The organism is Kitasatospora sp. NPDC056446 (assembly GCF_042796115.1).
Taxonomy (GTDB): Bacteria; Actinomycetota; Actinomycetes; order Streptomycetales; family Streptomycetaceae; genus Kitasatospora.
On sequence record NZ_JBHTRF010000033.1, the window covers coordinates 26,085 to 45,398 of the forward strand.

The 19,314-nt window shown below is 75.0% G+C and carries 13 protein-coding genes and 2 pseudogenes; 7 read left to right on the forward strand and 8 right to left on the reverse strand.

All coding sequences use genetic code 11. From position 1 onward, the window contains the following. Positions 1-80: 80 nt before the first annotated feature. The 3 genes and pseudogenes from ACFQ6N_RS21435 to ACFQ6N_RS21445 form a co-directional block, all read right to left on the reverse strand. Entirely contained in the window at positions 81-755 is a 675-nt protein-coding gene (locus ACFQ6N_RS21435) for an HAD family hydrolase (protein WP_380651146.1), read from the reverse strand. Positions 756-850: 95 nt separating this feature from the next. Further along, positions 851-1,579: pseudogene (locus ACFQ6N_RS21440) on the reverse strand (putative Ig domain-containing protein); the annotation flags it as partial. 204 nt (positions 1,580-1,783) lie between these two features. Next, positions 1,784-2,470 (reverse strand): annotated as a pseudogene (locus ACFQ6N_RS21445) (trypsin-like peptidase domain-containing protein); the annotation flags it as partial. Between the two features lie 314 nt (positions 2,471-2,784). On the opposite strand from ACFQ6N_RS21445, the gene ACFQ6N_RS21450 reads away from it, so the two are divergent. Together ACFQ6N_RS21450 and ACFQ6N_RS21455 are read left to right on the forward strand one after the other, a co-directional pair. Then, complete coding sequence (locus tag ACFQ6N_RS21450; protein ID WP_380651150.1) at positions 2,785-3,906, forward strand: alpha/beta hydrolase; 1,122 nt, start codon at positions 2,785-2,787, stop codon at positions 3,904-3,906. A gap of 206 nt (positions 3,907-4,112) precedes the next feature. Beyond that, a complete protein-coding gene (locus ACFQ6N_RS21455) occupies positions 4,113-6,485 on the forward strand; it encodes a glycosyltransferase family 39 protein (protein ID WP_380651153.1) in 2,373 nt (790 codons plus the stop codon). Between the two features lie 82 nt (positions 6,486-6,567). On the opposite strand, the gene ACFQ6N_RS21460 is transcribed toward ACFQ6N_RS21455, so the two are convergent. The 3 genes from ACFQ6N_RS21460 to moaA all read right to left on the reverse strand — a co-directional run bounded on the left by ACFQ6N_RS21460 (position 6,568) and on the right by moaA (position 10,288). Beyond that, entirely contained in the window at positions 6,568-8,211 is a 1,644-nt protein-coding gene (locus ACFQ6N_RS21460) for an alpha/beta hydrolase (protein WP_380651156.1), read from the reverse strand. A gap of 94 nt (positions 8,212-8,305) precedes the next feature. Next, a complete protein-coding gene (locus tag ACFQ6N_RS21465) occupies positions 8,306-9,079 on the reverse strand; it encodes an HNH endonuclease family protein (protein WP_380651159.1) in 774 nt (257 codons plus the stop codon). A gap of 213 nt (positions 9,080-9,292) precedes the next feature. Next, positions 9,293-10,288: a GTP 3',8-cyclase MoaA gene (moaA, locus tag ACFQ6N_RS21470; protein ID WP_380651162.1), complete on the reverse strand. Its 996-nt coding sequence runs from the start codon at positions 10,286-10,288 to the stop codon at positions 9,293-9,295. Between the two features lie 246 nt (positions 10,289-10,534). Here moaA and ACFQ6N_RS21475 point away from each other — a divergent pair, with 246 nt between their 5' ends. The 5 genes from ACFQ6N_RS21475 (at position 10,535) to ACFQ6N_RS21495 (ending at position 15,681) form a co-directional block, all read left to right on the forward strand. Next, positions 10,535-11,107, forward strand: a complete 573-nt coding sequence (locus tag ACFQ6N_RS21475; RefSeq protein WP_380651279.1) for an NTP transferase domain-containing protein — start codon at positions 10,535-10,537, stop codon at positions 11,105-11,107. Positions 11,108-11,255: 148 nt separating this feature from the next. Continuing rightward, positions 11,256-12,110 (forward strand): hypothetical protein, encoded by an 855-nt coding sequence (locus tag ACFQ6N_RS21480; RefSeq protein ID WP_380651166.1) that lies wholly within the window; start codon positions 11,256-11,258, stop codon positions 12,108-12,110. A 204-nt stretch (positions 12,111-12,314) separates the two neighbouring features. Further along, the gene (locus ACFQ6N_RS21485; protein WP_380651169.1) at positions 12,315-13,175 is read left to right on the forward strand and encodes a hypothetical protein; all 861 of its coding nucleotides are present in this window, start codon (positions 12,315-12,317) and stop codon (positions 13,173-13,175) included. A 160-nt stretch (positions 13,176-13,335) separates the two neighbouring features. After that, a complete protein-coding gene (locus tag ACFQ6N_RS21490) occupies positions 13,336-14,349 on the forward strand; it encodes a (2Fe-2S)-binding protein (RefSeq protein WP_380651173.1) in 1,014 nt (337 codons plus the stop codon). 213 nt (positions 14,350-14,562) lie between these two features. Continuing rightward, on the forward strand, positions 14,563-15,681 hold the full coding sequence (locus tag ACFQ6N_RS21495) for a DUF2637 domain-containing protein (protein WP_380651177.1): 1,119 nt from the start codon (positions 14,563-14,565) through the stop codon (positions 15,679-15,681). A 64-nt stretch (positions 15,682-15,745) separates the two neighbouring features. Here the strand turns inward: ACFQ6N_RS21495 and ACFQ6N_RS21500 are convergent, their stop codons facing one another. Both ACFQ6N_RS21500 and ACFQ6N_RS21505 read right to left on the reverse strand, forming a co-directional pair. Continuing rightward, the gene (locus tag ACFQ6N_RS21500; protein ID WP_380651180.1) at positions 15,746-18,100 is read right to left on the reverse strand and encodes a SpoIIE family protein phosphatase; all 2,355 of its coding nucleotides are present in this window, start codon (positions 18,098-18,100) and stop codon (positions 15,746-15,748) included. A 353-nt stretch (positions 18,101-18,453) separates the two neighbouring features. Next, a complete protein-coding gene (locus ACFQ6N_RS21505; RefSeq protein ID WP_380651182.1) occupies positions 18,454-19,041 on the reverse strand; it encodes an ATP-binding protein in 588 nt (195 codons plus the stop codon). Between the last annotated feature and the right edge of the window lie 273 nt (positions 19,042-19,314).

Sequence of the window (19,314 nt, forward strand, 5' to 3'; positions counted from 1 at the left end):
GGAGGAGGACACGGCGTCCGACCCTGCCCGAAACGGCCGGACCGGGCAAGCGAATTCGGGCCCGCCCCCGGCGGCGGGCGTCAGTCCGACCCGACCGCGCCGGCGGCGATCAGCCCGGGCAGCTCGCGCATGGACGCGAACACCACCGTGCCCGGACCGGCCAGCCGCTCCGCCGCCGTGACACCGCCCGCGTAGCCGAGCGCCCGCATCCCGGCCGCGCGGGCCGCCGTCACGCCGGGGCCGCTGTCCTCGACCACCACACAGGCGGCCGGGTCGACACCCATGCTCCGCGCGGCGTGCAGGAACAGATCGGGCGCGGGCTTGCCGCGCCCGACCTCGGTGGCACTGAAGATCCGCCCGGCGAACCGCCCGTACAACCCGGTCCGGCCCAGCGTGTGCCGCATCTTCTCGTGCGTCCCGCTGGACGCCACGCACATCGGCAGCCCGAGCGCCTCCAGGGCGTCCAACGCCTCCGGCAGCCCGTCCACCGGCCTCAGCCCGGCGTCCACGGCCTCGGCGTGCAACTCACGGAACCGCTTGTCGAACAGCGTCGCGGCCTCCTCCCCGAACCGCTCCGCCACCATCACATGATTGGCCGCCTCGGACCGCCCGACGAACTTCTCGACCACCTCGGCCTCGGTCAGCGCCCAGCCGAGCCCGGCCGCCAACTGCCCGACCACCCGCACGGCGATCACCTCGCTGTCCACCAGGACGCCGTCACAGTCGAATATCACCAGCTCTATCGGGTCGATCATCCCGGCAGCATAGGCGCCGCCCCCGAGGCTCCCGGAAGGCCCGGCGGCCGAAGCCGCCGGGCCCGTCCGTCAGTGCCGGGTCAGCAGGTCCGGGATCAGCCGGTCTGGATCGCGGTGTCGTCGATCACGAAGCTCGTCTGGAGCGAGGAGTCCTCGGTCCCGGTGAACTTCAGGGTGACGCTCTGGCCCGCGTAGGCCGAGAGGTCGAAGGTGCGCTGCTGGTAGCCGGCCGCGGCGTCCACGTTGGAGTAGGTCTTCAGCGTGGTGCCGTTCACCGACACGGCCAGCTTGTCGTAGGCGGTGGTGCCGGTCTCGGCGGTGTCGATGTGCAGCCAGAAGCTCAGCGTCGCCTTGCAGCCCGCCGGGATGCTCACCGTCTGGGCGAGCGTGTCGGTGTGGGTGCTGCCGTAGCCGTTCAGCCAGGCCTTCCAGGAGCCGCCGTGCGCGGCCTGGCCGGAGCTGTTGTCGACCACGCCGGAGCTCGTGGTCCACGGCGCGGCCGAGCCGGTCTCGAAGCCGGGGTTGCCCAGGAGCTGGGCCGGGGTGCAGGTGCCGCCGCCACCGCCGGTCACGGTCCAGGTGAAGCCGGTCGAGCCGGTCTTGCCCGCCGCGTCCGTCACCGTGACGGTGACCGGGTAGCTGCCCGCGGTGGTGGCGGTGCCGGTGATCGCGCCGGTGGAGGCGCCGATGGCCAGCCCGGCGGGCAGGCCGGTGGCCGCGTAGGACAGCGGAGCGGTCCCGCCCGAGGCGCTGATCCGGACGTTCGCCGCGCCGCCGACCGCCGTGGACTGGTCACCGGGGCTGGTCACCGAGACGGTGCCGCTGCCGGCCGGCTTGGTGAGCAGGCAGCCGGGCACGGTGAGGTCGATGGCCCGGCTGGAGTTCAGGCAGGTGGTGAACCAGTAGGTCTCCTCGCCGTAGCTCTGGCCCTTGACGGCCTTGGTGGTGCCGTCCGCGGCGACCTCGCACGGGTTGTTCAGGGTGCACATCGCGCCGTCGTCGTTGCCGGTGTTGTTGATGCCGACGATCCGCCCGCTGGCGGCGTCGACGATCGGCGAGCCGGAGGTGCCGTGCGTGGTGTTGCAGCCGGCGCTGTAGCGCAGCGAGTCCTGCCAGCTCCACTCGTCCTCGCGGAGGGTGGGCACGAACCCGTTGACGGAGCAGTTCCAGACCTGCTTCCAGTACGACGAGGGTATGTACATCGCGGCGCCGTCGACCGGGTGCGTGTCGTTGATCGTCAGCGCGCTGATGCCGTACTTGGAGCTGATCGAGCCGTAGGTGTCGGTGAGCTGGTAGAGCGCGACATCGGTGCCGGTCATCGTCCCGTAGAGCAGCTTGTCGGCCTGGACGGTGCCGAGGCTGTTGCCCGCGCCGTCGAGCAGGGTGCCGCTGCGGCTGGCGCTGACGTTCTGGATGACCTGGCCGTACGGGGGCATGCTGGGCAGGCAGTGCCCGTTGGTGAGCATCAGCGCCCGGTCGCCGGCCGCCGAGACGGGGTAACGGACCAGCGAGGCCGAGCAGTTGCTCAGGGCGATGGTGGCCGTCAGGTCGGCGGCCTGGACGGCGTGCGCGGGGGCGGCGGCGAAGGCCAGCCCGCCCGCGACGACGGCACCCGTGCCGACCATCGCGACAAGTCGTTTGAACATGGCTCTCCTTGTGGGGGATCGCGGGGTGTACGACTGGTCGCCGACGCCCGCGCCGCACGAAAGTGCCATGGTCACTTCAAACGGTCAACCGTTCCGGCCGAACTCGCCACTCCCCGCCGCCTGTTGTGCCACCGGCCGCGACAACCCGTCCCGGTATGCCCGTTAAGCGCTACGGCTTCGGAGCCCGTACCGCCGTAGGCGCCGGCCCGGCCCCCGGCCCCGACGGCTCCGCGGCTCCTGCCCCGGGGACCTCCGGCATGTCCGTCCACCCGCCCCGGGACACCCCGCCGCCGGGTACGAACGACCCCGGTCGACCGGTTCCGGACAATCGCCCCACAGGGCCCGTCCAGGCCCCCCGGTCACGGTCAACTACGATCGGGCTCGTGCTCAGCCTCACCGGACTCCCCCTCCAGATCATCGCCTCGGTCATCGCGATCGCCGTCTTCGCCGCCACCATGTGGCTCTGGCCGAGGTTCGGCGGCAAGGGCTGGAAGTCCTGGCTGGGCCGGCTCGGCGCCTTCCTGGCCGCCCAGCTCTCGGTACTGGTCGCGATGGGCCTCATCGCCAACAGCTACTTCGGCTTCTACAGCTCCTGGACCGACCTCCTCGGCACCAGCGGCAAGCTCGGCACCGTGGTCGACCACACCCCGAACGCCTCCGGGGTGGCCGTCACCGGCGAGCAGAAGTTCTACTCCGCCCAGGGCTCCGACCCCGAGCGTTCCGGCATGATCCAGCAGGTCGCCGTGAAAGGGGCGGGCAGCGGTCTGAGCACCGAGGCGTACGTCTACCTGCCGCCGCAGTACTTCCAGCCGGACTACACCAAGCAGCGCTTCCCGATGGCCCTGGTGCTCACCGGGTACCCGGGCACCCCGGAGAAGCTCATCTCGCTGATGCAGTACCCGGCGTCCACGCTCGCCGCGATCGAGCAGAAGAAGCTGCCGCCGACCATCCTGGTGATGGCCCGCCCCACCCTCGCCGGCAACCGGGACACCGAGTGCGTGGACGTGCCGAACGGCCCGCAGGTGGAGACCTTCTTCACCAGCGACCTGCCCAAGGCCCTCGCCACCACCTACCGGATCGGCACCGACCCGGCCAACCGGGCCGTGATCGGCAACTCCACCGGCGGCTACTGCGCGCTCAAGTTCGCGCTGCGCAAGCCCGACTCCTACCCGGCGGCGGTCGCCCTCTCCGGCTACTACAGCGCCGCCCACGACGAGACCACCGGCGACCTCTTCGGCGGCAGCGCCCAGCTGAAGCAGGAGAACGACCTGCTGTGGCGGCTGAAGAACCAGCCGGCCGCCCCGGTCTCGCTGCTGCTGACCACCGCGTACGACGAGAACAACTACGACGAGACCAAGGCCATGGTCGCCTCGTTCAAGGCCCCCACCAAGATGTCGACCATCACCCTGGACACCGCCGGCCACAACTTCCACACGTGGACCCGCGAGATCCCCCCGGCCCTGGAGTGGCTGGGCAAGCACATCACCATGCCGCCGGCCGCCTGAGAGTCGGAGCCGTAGCGCCGTCGCCGCACGCCGCAGCCGTACCGCCGGCACCACGCACCGCCGCCGTACGGCCGCCCGGGTGAGCCGTACCGCCGGCCGGGCGGCCGTACCGCCATCCGCCTGAAACCCGGCGGATCCGGCAGATCACACGCGCCTCACAGCCCCGTCTCACGGTTCTCTCAGCCTCGCCACGCACCGTATGGCGCATGACCACGAGCAGCTACACCCCTCCGGCCGGCGACCCGTGGCCCGAGGCCGCGAACTTCCCGCCGCCGGAGGCGCCGCAGCCGGACCCCGCCCGGACGGAGCCGGCGCCGCTCTTCCCCGGGCAGGCCCTGCCGCCCGTCGGCCCCAAGGGCCCCGCCACCTGGTCCGGGCGGCTGCGCACCCTGCCGGCCCGCGCCTGGCGCGGGCGCGCGGACGACCCGCGCTGGGTGCGCCCGGCCCTGCTGGCGCTGCTGGCCGCGACGGCCGTCCTCTACCTGTGGGGCCTGAGCGCCTCCGGCTGGGCGAACTCCTTCTACTCGGCGGCGGTCCAGGCCGGCAGCCAGAGCTGGAAGGCCTTCTTCTTCGGCTCGTCCGACGCCGGGAACTTCATCACCGTCGACAAGCCGCCGGCCTCGCTCTGGCCGATGGCGCTGTCGGCGCGGGTCTTCGGCCTCTCCCCCTGGTCGGTGCTGGCCCCGCAGGCGCTGATGGGCGCGGCCACCGTCGGCGTGCTGTACGCGACGGTGCGCCGCCGCTTCTCCCCGCTCGGCGGGCTGCTGGCGGGTGCCGCGCTGGCGCTCACCCCGGTGGCGGCGCTGATGTTCCGCTTCAACAACCCCGACGCGCTGCTGGTGCTGCTGCTGACGCTGGCCGCGTACGGCATGGTGCGCGCGATCGAGGCGGCGGGCACCCGGTGGCTGCTGTTCACCGGGGTCATGTTCGGTTTCGCCTTCCTCACCAAGACCCTGGCGGCCTTCCTGATCCTGCCCGCCTTCGCGGTGATCTACCTGGTCGTGGCGCCCACCGGCTTCTGGCGGCGGGTGCGGCAGACCCTGCTCGCGGGGGCGGCGATGGCGGTCTCGGGCGGCTGGTGGGTCGCCGTCGTCGAGCTGCTGCCCGCCTCGGCCCGCCCGTACGTCGGCGGCTCGCAGGACAACAGCTTCCTCTCGCTCACCTTCGGCTACAACGGCCTCGGCCGGGTGGACGGCAACGAGCGCGGCAGCGTCGGCGGCGGCAGCCGGCTCCCGGCCGGGGCGGACCTGGCGGGCGGCCCGATGCACAACGGCGGGCGCGGCTGGGGCTCGACCGGGATCACCCGGATGTTCGGCACCGACATCGGCGGGCAGATCGCCTGGCTGCTGCCGGCCGCGCTGATCCTGCTGCTGGTCGGCCTCTGGGCGACCCGCCGCTACGCCCGGACGGACAGCGCCCGGGCGGCGTTCCTGGTCTGGGGCGGCTGGCTGGTCTCCACCGCCCTGATCTTCAGCTTCATGTCCGGGATCTTCCACCAGTACTACACGGTGGCCCTGGCCCCGGCGGTCGCGGCGCTGGTCGGCATGGGTGTGGACGGACTGTGGCGGGCCCGGCACCGGCTGCCGTGGGCGCTGGTGCTGGCGGGCACGCTCGCGGTGACGGCGGTGTGGGCGTTCGTGCTGCTCGGCCGCAGCTCGGAGTTCCTGCCGTGGCTGCGCTGGGCGGTGCTGGTCGGCGGGCTGGTCGCGGCGGCGGCGCTGGTCGGCGGGCAGGTCGCCGGGCGGACCTCCGGCCGCACCGGTGCGCGGATCGCCTCGGTCGCGGGCCTGGTGGGCCTGGCGGCGGCGCTCGGCGGCCCGGCCGCGTACGCGGTGGACACCGTCAACAAGACGCACGGCGGCTCGATCGTGACCGCCGGACCGGATGTGAAGGGCGCGTTCGGGCCGGGCAGCGTCGGGCGCAAGGGGGCGCCGGGCTTCCCGGGCGGCCAGGCCCCGCGCGGGCAGAACGGCGGCGGCTTCCCGGGCGGCCAGGGCGGTTTCCCCGGCGGCTTCCAGGGCGGCAACGGCGCCGGGTCCGGCAGCGGCTCGGACCGCGCGAACGGCCGCCACGAGCGCGGTGCCGACGGCACGGGCAACCTCCCCGGCGCGACCGGCAACGACGGCACCGGCGGCACCGGCACCGGCGGCTTCCCCGGCGGCATGGGCGGCGGCGGCATGGGCGGCCTGCTCGGCGGCACCAAGGTGAGCGAGGAGGCCGCGTCCCTGCTCAAGGAGAACGCCGGCCACTACACCTGGGCGGCCGCCACGGTCGGCTCGCAGAACGCCGCCAGCTACCAGCTCGCCACCGGTGAGCCGGTGATGTCCCTCGGCGGCTTCAACGGCACCGACCCCTCGCTGAGCGTGGCGGGCTTCCAGAAGTACGTCCAGGAGGGCAAGGTGCACTGGTTCGTGGCCGGCGGCTCCCGGGGCGGCTTCGGCGGCGCGGGCGGCACGTCGGGCGGCGACGGGCAGCAGCAGTCGGAGAGCGCCCAGATCGAGGCGTGGGTGGTGGCGCACTTCACCGCCAAGACGGTCGGCTCGGCCACCTTCTACGACCTGACGGCCCCGACCTCCTGACCGCAACTCCCAAGGGGGCGTGCCGCGTTCGCGCGGCACGCCCCCTTCCGTACGCCCGGCCGGAGCCACTCGGCCGCGCAGCTCAGTCGGACCCGCAGACCGTCCCCGCCGCCGGCATCCGCCCGTCCAGCAGGTACCCGGCGACGGCCGCCCGGACGCACCCGCTCTTGTCGTACGCGGTGTGCCCGTCCCCCTCGCGGGTGAGCAGCACGCCGTGCTCCAGCCCGGCCGCCAGCCGCTGCGCCCACGGGTACGGGGTGACCGGGTCGCCCGTGGAGCCGATCACCAGGATCGGGGCGCTGCCGGGTGCCCGGACGGCGTGCGGGCGCTCGGGCGAACGGTACGGCCAGGACCGGCAGTCCGGGTCGAGCAGGGCGACGACGGGGGCGTGCCGGCTGGTCAGCGGGGCCCGGACGGCGAGGTCGGCGAGGGCTGCGCGCAGTTCCGCCTCGGTGGGCTGCGCCAGTGCGTCGGCGCAGGAGATGGCGGTGTAGGCGTCCGCCGCGGTCGCGTAACGGCCGTCCTCCGCACGGCCGTTGGAGCCGTCGGCGAGGGCGAGCAGGTCGTCCGCCTGGCCCTGGGTGAAGGCCGGTGCGAGGGCGTCGACCAGTCGGGGCCAGGAGCGGTGGCCGTCGTCGAGGACGTTGCGGGCGGCGTCCCAGCCGAGGGCGGCGGTGAGGGTGCGGCCGTCGGCGGCGCGCAGCGGGCGGGAGCGCAGGCCGTCGAGGAAGTCGGCGAGGCGCTGCGGGGCGGCGGCCGGGTCGGCGCCGAGCGGGCAGGTGCCCGGGTCGTCGGTGGCGCAGGCGGTGGCGAAGGCCCGGAAGGCGGTCTCGGCGGCGGCGGCCTGTTCGACGTTCAGCCCCATCGGGGGGACGCTGTGCTCGACGGCGCCGTCGAGGGCGAGCCGGCCGGTGCGGTCGGGGAACTCCTCGGCGTAGAGCGCGCCGAGGTGGGTGCCGTAGGAGAAGCCGAGGAAGTCCAGCTTGCGTTCGCCGAGGGCACCGCGCAGGACGTCGAGGTCGCGGGCGGTGTCGCGGGTGGCGAGGTGCGGGAGCAGGTCGGCGTGGGCGGCGCGACAGGCGTCGGCGAGGACCCGGCCGTGGTCGTAGGCCTGGTCGTCGGTGGCGTTCCACTGGTCGCGGGTGCGGTCGTCCAGGCAGTGGACGGGGGTGGTGGCTCCGGCGCCGCGCGGGTCGAAGCCGACCAGGTCGTAGCGTTCGTGCAGCTCCGGGTAGCCCTTCCAGCCCCAACGGACCGTGTCGACACCGGAGTTGCCGGGGCCACCGGGGTTGAGCAGGAGGGCGCCGAGCCGTCGGCGCGGGTCGGCGGCGGGCACCCGGGCGAGGGCGACGTCGATGGTGCGGCCGCCGGGGTCGGCGTAGTCCAGCGGCACGGTGAGGGTGGCGCACCGGACGGCGGCGGCGTCCCGGTCGGCGCCGTCCTGGTCGGGGCAGGGCCGCCAGTCGATCCGCTGGTCGTAGAACGCGCGCAGGGCCGGGGCGGTGGTGGCGGCGACCCGTTCGTCGAGCGGCGGGCGGCTGCCCGTACGGCCCGCGCCGCCCGCGCCGGTGCAGCCGCTCAGCAGGGCGAGGGCGGAGGCGACGGCGAGGGCGGGCAGGGCGCGCCGGGGGAACCGGACGGCCCCGGGGAGCCGTACGGAACGGGCGAGCCGTGCGGAACGGCGGGACCGGGGAGACCGGACGGACCGGGGGAACCTGGAGATCATCGGGGCCACCGCCCACGAATACCATCCGGTCCGTACCCGACCCGACCCGGGGTCGCACCACACCGGCCCCTCACATCCCGGAGGTAACGTTTCGTCAGCCGCCGCACTGCTGCAGCATGGCCTTCTTGTCCGCCTCGGTGACGGGCAGCTGGTACTTCAGCGAGACCTGGGCGAAGCGCACCGCGTAGGCGCAGCGGATCTCGGTGTTGGCGGGGAGCCAGGCGGCCGGGCCGGAGTCGCCCTTGGAGGCGTTCTGCGAGCCGTCGGCGGGGATCAGGTTGAGCGGGTCGTTGGCGATCTGGACGCGCTTGGTCTTCTCCCACTTGTTGGCGCCCATCTGCCAGTCGTAGGACAGCGGCATCACGTGGTCGATCTGGATCTTGCTCGCCTGCTGCTTGGTCCACTCGACGCTCTTGCCGGTGTACGGGTCCCAGATGGTCATCGCGGTGACCGTGCAGTCCGAGCCGTCCTTGTGCTCGACGCCGGTGCCGTCCCGGGCGAGCAGGTCGTTACGGGTGTCGCACTTGTTCCCGCCGAGCGGGACGCCCTCGACGTTGTCCGTCCAGGCGGGGCCGAACTCGTTGCGGTCGTAGCCGTCCTTGGTGCCGACGGCGGCGGTGGCGACCTTCGCTATCAGGTCCCGGCCGGCCTTCTGGTCCTCGGCGGTGGTCAGCGGCGCCAGGCCGGGCTTGGTGCCGTCCGGGTTCTGCAGCGGGCTGGTGCCCCGGCCCCCGGCGGGAGCGGCGGTGCCGCCGCCCTTGGAGGAGTTCGGCTTGTGGTCACGGCCGCCGATCAACCAGCCGACCAGCGCGAGCGCGCATATCAGGAACACGGTGGCGGCGGACAGGGTGGTGCGGCGGGCGGGCACGGGGAACTCCAGGAGTCAGGGGTGGGTTGACGGCGAACCAGCAGACCAGCCACCCCAAGAGCAGGTCAAGCCGACGCCACGGGGAGCCCCCGAGCATGTCGAAGCTCACACCGGCTCACGTCCGCTCACGCCTGCTCGGACCAGCTCGGACCGGGCGCCACCCCCGCGCCCCCGTCTCGCCCCTGCCCCCGCCCCCGCCCCCGCCTTGGCGCGCTACCCCCCGATCGCCGACATCGGACGGTCCGGCCGGACGAACTCCGCGCTGCCGATGGCGTGTCCGGGCCCCTTGCCCGCCACCGACACCCGCCAGGCCGCCTCCACCGCCGCGTCGTCCGCCCCGCCGCGCAGCAGCGCCCGCAGGTCCGACTCCTCCGTCGCGAACAGGCAGTTGCGCAGCTGCCCGTCGGCGGTCAGCCGGACCCGGTCGCAGCCCCCGCAGAACGGCCGGGTCACCGAGGCGATCACCCCGACCACCGCGTCCGTCCCCGCGATCCGCCACTCCTCGGCCGGCGCGCTGCCGTGCCGCCCCACCGGCACCAGCTCGAAGCGCTCCCCCAGCGCGGCCAGGATCTCGTCGGCCGTCACCATGGCCGACCGGTCCCAGGCCCCCTGCGCGTCCAGCGGCATCGACTCGATGAACCGCATCAGGTAGCCGTGCTCGACCGCGAAGGACGCCAGCTCCGCGATCTCGTCCTCGTTGACGCCCCGCACCGGCACCGCGTTCACCTTCACCGGCCCGAGCCCCGCCGCCCGGGCCGCGGCCAGGCCCGCCAGCACGTCGGCGAGCCGGTCCCGGCGCGTGATCGCCGCGAACCGCTCCGGGCGCAGCGTGTCCAGGCTGACGTTCACCCGCCCGAGTCCGGCCTCGCGCAGGGCGACCGCCGTCCGGGCCAGGCCGACCCCGTTCGTCGTCAGCGACACCTCGGCGCCCAGCGCCGCGATGCGCCCGACCAGCCCCGTCAGCCCCCGTCGCAGCAGCGGCTCCCCGCCGGTCAGGCGCACCGAGGACACCCCCAGCCGCCGCACCGCGACCCGCACCAGCCGCACCACCTCGTCGTCCGTCAGCACCTCGGGCCGGGGCAGCCAGTCCAGCCCCTCGGCCGGCATGCAGTAGGTGCAGCGCAGGTTGCAGCGATCGGTCAACGAGACCCGGAGATCGGAGTGGACCCGGCCGAATCGGTCCACCAGCGGGCGCGGTGCGGTGTTCATCGCCCCAGTACAGGCGGCGGGCGCCCGCAGGGCCAGCGGCCGAACCGCCGGGGAGCGGCCGCCACCTGCGGCTTCGCCTTGTGGAATCCCACAATGCGCGCCCCCGCCCCGGCCGGGCAGGCTGGGCCCATGCAGACTGCGCCGCCACCCGCCGGACACCCCCCGGCCGACGACCCGGCAGCCGCTCCGGACACCACTCCGGCCGGCGCCCCGGCCGCCGACCCGCAGGCCGCCCCGGTCGCCGCGCTGGTGCTCGCCGCCGGGGGCGGACGGCGGCTCGGCGGCCGGCCCAAGGCCCTGATCCGGTACGGCGGCCGGCCCCTGGTGGAGCACGCGGTGGCGGTGGTCCGGGCCGGCGGCTGCGCGGACGTCACGGTGGTGCTGGGCGCGGCCGGCGAGCGGGTCCGGGCCACCGCGCACCTGCCGGGCTGCCGCCTGGTGGCCAACCCGGACTGGGCGGACGGCATGGGCTCCTCGCTGCGGGCCGGACTGGCCGCGCTGCCCCCGAGCGCCCCGGCGGTGCTGGTGATGCTGGTGGACACCCCGGGCGTCACCCCGGCCGCGGTGGCCCGGCTGCTGGCCGCGCACCGGGCGGGCGCCGAGCTGGCCGCGGCGGCCTACGGCGGGCGGCGCGGGCACCCGGTGCTGATCGGCGCACGGCACTTCGCCGAGGCCGCCGCGGGCGCCTCCGGCGACGCCGGTGCCCGCGCCCTGCTGGCGGCCCACGCGGCGGACGTGACCCTCGTCGAGTGCGCCGACATCGCCGTCCCGGACGACCTGGACACCCCCGCCGACCTGGCCCGCTGGTCCGCCGGCTGACCCTCCTCCCCACGGGGGAGAACGCCTCGGCCCCGGCGCGGAGGCGTCCCTGATCCGTCCCTGAGGATTGCCCCATTCCGCGCCCATCGCCGGACATTTCGGGGAGCATGGGATTCGTCCCCGCCTACCGACACGGACGGAGCCCGCGATGGCCGGACTGCCCGACGACTTCACCGGACACGACCCCTCGCGGCCGGGGGCGGGCGGTGGCGCCCGGGCGATCCGCTGCCCGGCCTGCCGACGGGAGCACCTGTACGAGCCGCCGTCGCTGCCGTGCCCGTGCGGCGCCTCGCTCAAGGTGCCGCTGCTGCGCGGCGGGGTGCCGGTACAGGTGCGCTTCCGCTCCTGGGAGGACTCCTGGCTGAGCATGCGCTGCCCGCACTGCGGCCGTTCCGACCAGTGGCCGCAGCCCGAGTTCACCTGCAACTGCGGCGCGACCGTCCGGCTGCCGGTGGACCGCGCCACCCGCCTGGGCACCGGCACGGCCGCCCCGCTCGCCGCCCCCGGCCCGCAGACCTCCCGCCCCCACCCGACCCACCCGCTGGGCGCCCCGGTGCCCACCCCGCCCGCGCCGCCCGGCGCCTCCTCCGGCCGCTCCCGCCCGTTCCGCCACCGCGCCCCGTTCCGCCCGCACCCGGTGCGCACCTCACAGGACGCGGTGTTCACCGCCGCCCGCTACCTGGAGTGGCTCGGCTTCGACGACCTGGAACTGACCGAGGCGCAGGAGCGCGACGGGGTCACCCTGCTCGGCGGCCGGATGGTCGCCCAGGTCGACACCTGGACCGAGCCGGCCGACGTCAAGTCCGTGGAGTGCCTGTGGCTCCAGACCCTGCACGCCGAGGAGATGGCCGCCGCGATGTTCACCCTCGCGGGGTACTCGCACCAGGCCACCGTGCGCGGCGAACAACTGCTGGTCGCCCTGTTCAGCCTGGACCTGGCGGGCGTGCCGCAGCCCGCGAACGGCGCCGCCGAGGCCCTGATGGAGACCGGCTGGACCTCCTGACCGACCGGACGCCCCTCTAGATCATTTCCTTCGCGAAAGCAACAACCTCCGCTCGTGATCTGGTGCACAAGCTCACCCACGTGTTGAATTGCCGCCACAGCGCGGGCCTTTCGCCCTGCCGTTGCCATGTGCACGGGGCGTGGCGGCAGGGCCCCTCATGGGCAGGCCCGTGCCCTGCTGGATGGCGCACACAAGGAGGTGGCGTTGTCGGAGCACGGATGGGGCCCGAACGACCCGGACGGACAGGGGCGGGCGGCGACGGAGGAACCGGGCGACACCGTGTGGCGGCTGAGGTCCAGGGCGTGCTGGCAGGAGGCCGCCGAACTACTGCGCCCGGCTGCCGAGCGCGACCCGGAAGCGGCCCTCGGGCGGGCCGAACTCCTCATCGAACAGTGCCTGTTCACCGCGGCGAACTGGACCCCGGCGGAGCAGGCGCTACGGCTGGCGGAGGCCCTGGCGGTGGGCACCGAGCAGCGCGCGGCGGCGGCCTGCGCCCGAGGCTTCCTCGCGTACGTGGCGAGCGTGCTCGGCCCGCGGGACCGGCTGGACGAGGCCCAGGCCGCGCTCGGCCGGACCTCGGCCCTGCTGCCGCCGGACGCCCCGGGCCGCCCGCTGCTGGACTTCCGGCGCGGACTGGTCGCCGAGAACCTGCTGCGCGACCGCAGCGCGGCCTGGATCGCCTACCGCCGGGCGCACGACGGCGCCGGCGAACGCGGGGACGAACTGCTGCGCTCCTACACCTGGCGCCACCTGGCCGCCCTGGCGCTCTCCCGGGGGGACCGGGGGAACGCCCGGGAGGGCTTCGACGCCTCGTTGCGGCTGCGTGAGCAACTCGGCTTCACGGTGGGGGTGGCTCCGGCGCTCGCGGCGCTCGCCGAGGTGTCCGAGCCCGCCGAGGCCGCCCGGCTGCGCGCCGAGGCGACCCGGCTGGTGCAGGCCCTGGGCGGGGTGCCGGTCTGGCTCGCGCGCCAGTTGGGGCAGGCACGCCCCTCGGGAGCCGTTCGTACGCCGGGGCCTCCCCCGGACGGGCGCATCGCCGGCGAGACCCGGGGAACAATCAGCTAAGGTGAGCCTAACCTGGCCGGGGCGAGCAGTACCCCGGCCGGGTCGCCTTGCCGTTCCCCGGGCACCGCCATGCCCCGGTCCGGCCGCGCCCGGCGCGCCACGCCGCCGGGCACCGCCGGGCGGTCCATGGGCGGCCCCGGTCGACCCGATGGGGCCGTCCATGACCGCGAGCAGCACCAGGCCCGGCCCCACGCCGTGCGCCCCCCGCAGCACCGGGGCGCACGCCCCCTCCCCCACGCCGGCCGCTGCCGTCCCCGGCGCCCCTTCGTACCACCGGCTGACCGGACTCACCCCCGTCCTGGACGTGCGCTGCGCACCGCCCCGGCGCGGCGGCGGCTGGCTGACCGCCGCCGACCTGACCGACCGCCCCGAAGCGGTGCGCGAGCTGATCGCCCACGACGCCCGGCAGGGCCTCGCCCGCTACGGGCAGCCGCTGCGCCCGGACGTCGCGGCCGGGTTCGGACTGCACCGCTTCGTCTGGCCGGTCTCGCTGCTGTTCACGCTGCCGTGGTTCCTGGAACGGCGCGTCCCGCTGCTCACCCCCGCGGACGTGGCCCTGCGCCGACGGCCCGACGCGGTGGAACTCACCGTCCGTCCCACCGGGTTCGCCTGCCTGCCGGACGATCCGGCGGCCGGCTCGCCGCAGGCCCGTACGGCACCGGACGAGGAGGCGCTGGCCGCCGGGCTGCGCGGCGCGCTGGGCGGGTTCCTGGCCCCGGTCCTGGCCGCGTTCGGCCCGGAGGCGCGGCGCGGGCCCCGGGTGCTGTGGGCGATGGCCACCGACGCGGTGGTGGAGGGGCTCTGCTTCGCGGGCGGGCTGCTCGGGGAGGCGGACCGGGCCCGCGCCGAGCTGTCCGCACTGCTGGCGCCCGGTCCGCCGGGTGCGTCCGGCGCGCCCAGTACGCCCAGTACGTGCGGTGCGCCCGGTGCGCGTGACGCGCTCGACGCGCTCGACGCACCGGGAGGGCGTGCCGGGGACGCGTCCGCGCCCGGCGCGGTCGGGAGGCCCGCGCCCGCCCCGGCCCCCTTCACCCCGGGCGCCGGCTTCGCGCCCCCGGCGCCCGCCGACGGCGGCGCTCCGACCGCGGACCGGGTCCGGGCCAGTTGCTGCCTCGTCTACACCGTGGAACGGCAGGACATGTGCAACGGCTGCCCCCGCGTCATGCGGCGTTGACGAAAACCTGTCCGATTCCAGATCCGGAAAGCCCGGAATTTCAGGAACAATCCACGTTCAATAAGTCAGACAATCAGCTTGTCGCTGAGTCAGAAATCCCTCTCCCCAGCGCATTGACAGCAAATCGGTCATTCGCCCGCCGAGCATCCGCCATGATGGTCCCCGCCATCACGACGCAGGAAAGCGACGCAGAAAGCGAGGCTGGTTCCGGCGATGAAATTGTCCGACATACCGCTCGGGTGGGCCGTCACCGGAGTCGCGGGGCTGCTGGTCAGCGCGCTCCTGGTGGCCCTGCTCCGCAGCCGGGGATCCGCCAACACCGGCCCGGATTCCTGGGAGCGCTCCGAGGAACGGCGCCGCCGCAAGGAATCCCTCTACGGCGCCGCCTCGTACACACTGCTGTTCTGCTGTGCCGGTGTCGCGGCCGCGCTGTCCTTCCACGGGCTGGTCGGCTTCGGTGTGCAGAACCTGGGCCTGTCCGGCGGCTGGGAGTACCTCGTCCCGTTCGGGCTCGACGGTGCCGCGATGTTCTGCTCGGTGCTCGCCGTCCGCGAGGCCAGCCACGGCGACGCGGCCTTCGGCTCCCGGCTGCTGGTCTGGCTCTTCGCCGGTGCCTCGGCCTGGTTCAACTGGGTGCACGCCCCGCGCGGCTTCGGCCACGCCGGGTCCCCGCAGTTCTTCTCCGGCATGTCCCTCTCGGCGGCGATCCTGTTCGACCGGGCGCTCAAGCAGACCCGCCGGGCCGCGCTGCGCGAGCAGGGCCTGGTGCCCCGCCCGCTGCCGCAGATCCGCATCGTCCGCTGGCTGCGCGCCCCGCGCGAGACCTACGCGGCCTGGTCGCTGATGCTCCTGGAGGGCGTGCGCAGCCTGGACGAGGCGGTGGACGAGGTCCGGGACGACAAGCGGGAGCGCGCCTTGGACAAGGAGCGCCGCAAGCTGGCCGGGCGCCGCGAACGGGCCGAGATCCGGGCGATCAACCGCTCGCACAGCTCCTGGCGCCGCGGCGGCACCGCGCGGCAGCTGGAGTCCGGCCCGGAGTCGGCCATAGCCGGCGGGCCCGGGGCCGAACGGGCCGCCGGCGAACGGGCCGCCGGCGAACGGGCCACCGCCGAGCGCCCCGGGGTGGAGCGGTCCGCCGCGCCCCGCGAGGTGGGGTCCGCGGCGCCGAAGGAGGTCGAGCCGCCCGCCGAGGGCACCGTCGTCCAGCCCGGCCTGCCGGCCCGTCCGGAGCGGCGCACCATCGACCTCACCATGGAGGAGGACACCGTCACACTGCCCCGGCTTGACTCGCTGGAGCGCAAACTGAAGGACCTGGAGCAGCAGTTCGGCTGATGCCGCCGACCTGCCGGACAGGCCGGTGCTCCGGGGACCGCGACGTCCCCGGAGCACCGCACGCTCAGGCCGCGGCCGCCCCGCTGAGCTCGAACCACATCCGCTTGCCGGACCCGCGCGGCTCCACGCCCCAGGAGTCCGCCAGCGCCTCGACCAGCATCAGCCCGCGCCCGGAGGAGGCCTGCTCCCCCGGCGTCCGGCGGGTCGGCCACAGGTCCGACTCGTCCTCCACCTCGACCCGCAGCCGGGCCCGGCCGCCGTCCGCCTCCGGCTCCCGGTAGAGCCGGGCGGTGAACATGGCGTCCCGGTCGGTGTGCCGGATGGCGTTGGTGACCAGCTCGGAGGAGAGCAGCTCGGCGGTGTCGATGAACTCGGCGACGCCCCAGCGGCGCAGCGCGTCCCGCAGCTCGGCCCGGACCTCGGCGACCCGCGCCAGGTCGGCCTGGCCGATCCGGCGGCGCAGCTGCTGGGCGGCGAGACCGCCCGCCGGGCCGTCCCAGCGCAGGAGCAGCAGCGCTATGTCGTCCTCGCGCTCGTTGGAGTCGGCGGCCTGGGAGGCGATCCGGTCGGCCAGCTCCTCCAGCGGGTCGCGGGCGGACTCCCCGGCCGACGGCAGCGGGCGGGCGAGGGCCCTGGTGAGGCGGGCGATGCCCTCGTCCAGGTCCATGCCGCGCGCCTCGACCAGGCCGTCGGTACAGAGCACCACGGTCTCGCCCGGGTCGAGGCTGAACCGGGTGACCCGGTACTCCTGGTCCGGGTCGATGCCCAGCGGCAGCCCGCCGGCCACCGGCACCACGGCGGCGGTGCCGTCCGCACGGCGCACCACCGGGTCCAGGTGGCCGGCCCGGACGGCGTAGACCACGCCGTAGTCCACGTTGACCTCGGCGTAGGTGCAGGTCGCGAAGTGGTCGGTGTCCAGGTCGGCGAGGAAGCGGGAGGCGCGGGCCATCACGGCGGCGGGCGGGTGGCCCTCGGCCGCGTAGGCGCGCAGCGCGATCCGCAGCTGGCCCATGATCCCGGCGGCGTGCACGTCGTGGCCCTGGACGTCGCCGATCACCAGGCCGACGTGCCCGCCGGGCAGCGGCACCACGTCGTACCAGTCGCCGCCGATCTGCAGGCCGGAGCCGGCCGCGAGGTAGCGCACGGCGGTGGTCACGCCCGGGACGGACGGGACGGTGCGCGGCAGCATCACCCGCTGCAGGCCGGCCGCCAGCTCGTGCTCGGCGTCGTGCAGCCGGGCCCGGGCCAGTGACTGGGCGACCAGTCCGCCCAGGGTGGTCAGCAGGGTGCGCTCGTCGGCGTCCAGCTCGCGCTCGTCGTCGAAGCTGACCACGCAGACGCCGATCGCCCGGCCGCTGGCCACCAGCGGCAGGTACGCCCAGGAGCTGCGGCCGGTGCGGCTGGTCGGCTCCCACACCTCGGGGTAGTTCTCGCGGAAGTCCTCGCGGGTCGAGACGAACACCGGCGTGCGGTGCCGGAGCGCCTCGGCGGCCGGGTGGCCGGCCGGCAGCACGGTGCGGTCCCAGACCGCGAGGGAGTCGGTGCGGTAGCCGGAGGCGCCGAGGATCCGGGCCCGGCCGGCCTCGAAGGAGGCCAGCACCAGGCCGTCCGGCGGCAGCCCGGGCAGCGGCAGCTCGGTGAACACCCGGGCCACGTCACGGACGGTGACGGCTTCGGAGAGGGCGCGCGCCGCCTCCTTGATGAACCGGGAGCGCGCCTCCCGCAGGAGGGCCATCCGGTCGGCCCGGTCCCGCTTGTGCAGTTCGACGGTGGCGTCCCAGACGAAGCCCACCATCCGGGACGCGCGGCCGAAGGCGTCCGCGAGGACCCGGCCGCGGAAGCGCACCGCGCGCATGGCGCCGCTGGGCCCGACGGTGCGGTAGTAGGCGCCGCACTGGCCGAGCTCGGCGACGGCGCGCTCGACCCGGCGGCGCACCACCGGCGCGTCCTCGGGGTGCAGCAGGGCCAGGAAGGAGGTGGCGGTGCGGTCGAAGCGGGCCTGCCCGGAGGCGTCCAGGCCGATGATCGCGCAGGCCCGCGGGTCGCCCTCCAGGACGTCCCGGCGGATGTCCCAGTCGAAGGAGCCGATGCCGTTGGCGGCCATCGCCGGCTCCAGCCAGTCCGGCATGGTGTCGGCGGAGGCGGGCGGCAGTCCGCCGGACAGCACGGGCGCCAGACGGGCGGCGGCGAGGCTGGGGGACGGGCGCACGGCCGGGGTCCGCCGGGTCGACTGAGCGGGCGGCCGGGCCCGGCCGGTGCCGGTCGGCTGCTCGGCGGTGCGCTGGTCCGTGACGCGCTGCTCGGCGGTGCGCGGTTCTGCGGTGCGCGGTTCTGCGGTTCTGGGTTCCACGGCTCGCGGCTCGACGGCGGACGCGCCGGGAGGGAGCGCCGGCCCCGGCGACTCGGGCTCAGTGGGCATGCTGCTCCTGCCGCTGCCGTGGGCGGACCGCGCCGACCGTCCGGACGGGCCGCCTGGCGGTGAGATGGGTGAAGCTGGATGGGACGGTGCCGACGGACGGTGGCCAGTCGAGGTTCGGTCTCCCCGCTGCTTCCCGCACGTGGACACACATTCCCACCATCCTGGCCAATGTTCGGCCCAGCGGCAATGCCAACGGGCCGGAAATCTTCCGTTCCGCCTTCTGTTCAGGGCTTGCTTCGACAGCGAATCAATCGATGACGAACAATCGTACGGGCCTCGCGAACGGATACGCCCGATCGAACCGACCGATCCGGACCGACCGATCCGGACCTGCCGTAGGCCCGGGCCCGGGCCTACGGCAGGGCGAGCTCGAACCAGGTGACCTTGCCGTCCCCTCTCAGCTGCACGCCCCAGGAGTCCGCGAGCGCCTCCACCAGCAGCAGGCCGCGCCCCGAGGTCGCGTACTCGGCCTCCGGATCGCGCCGGCGCCCGGGCAGCCGGCTCGTGCCGTCCTGCACCTCGATGCGCAGCCGGTGGTCCGAGCCGAGCACCGCGTCGAACACCGCGCCCTTGGTGGTGTGCAGCAGTGCGTTGGTGACCAGCTCGGAGGAGAGCAGCTCGGCGGTGTCGGACAGCTCCGACGCCCCCCAGTGGCTCAGCGCCGAGCGCAGCCGGCGCCGGACCGCGCCCACCGCGACCAGGTCGGCCGGGTCGAGCGTCAGGTGCAGCCGCCGATGCAGCGCGCACCCGGGGGCCGGTGTACCCGGCAGGCCCGGACCGCCGGCCCCGGCAGGCCCGGAGGCCCCGGCCGCCCCCGGTACGCCGGCGGGCCCTGCCACGCCGGTCGCCCCGGCGCCGCCGAGCCGGCCCTGGACCGGCCCGGACCGGTAGGCGTCGCCCGAACTCGTCCGCTGCCGCGGGAATCGCGACTGACCGTCCATCACCACATGCCCCCGCCCTGGAATCCGGGCCCCCGCCTCCGGATCCCCCGCCGGCCGGGTGGCCCCCTCGATCTGACCACCATCCTCATGCCCAGTTGACGGCGTTTGCAACAGTGTGCGTCCGATCACGTGGGGTGAAAGGGGCACGGGAAGGTTCACGTGATCCAACTGCTCGCGCCGGACAGGTTTGCTGAGCGCAGAGGCACTTTTCGAACCCGCCGCTGCCCGATCCCGCGCACACCCGGCGCCCGTACGGACCGTGCGCCCGCCTGC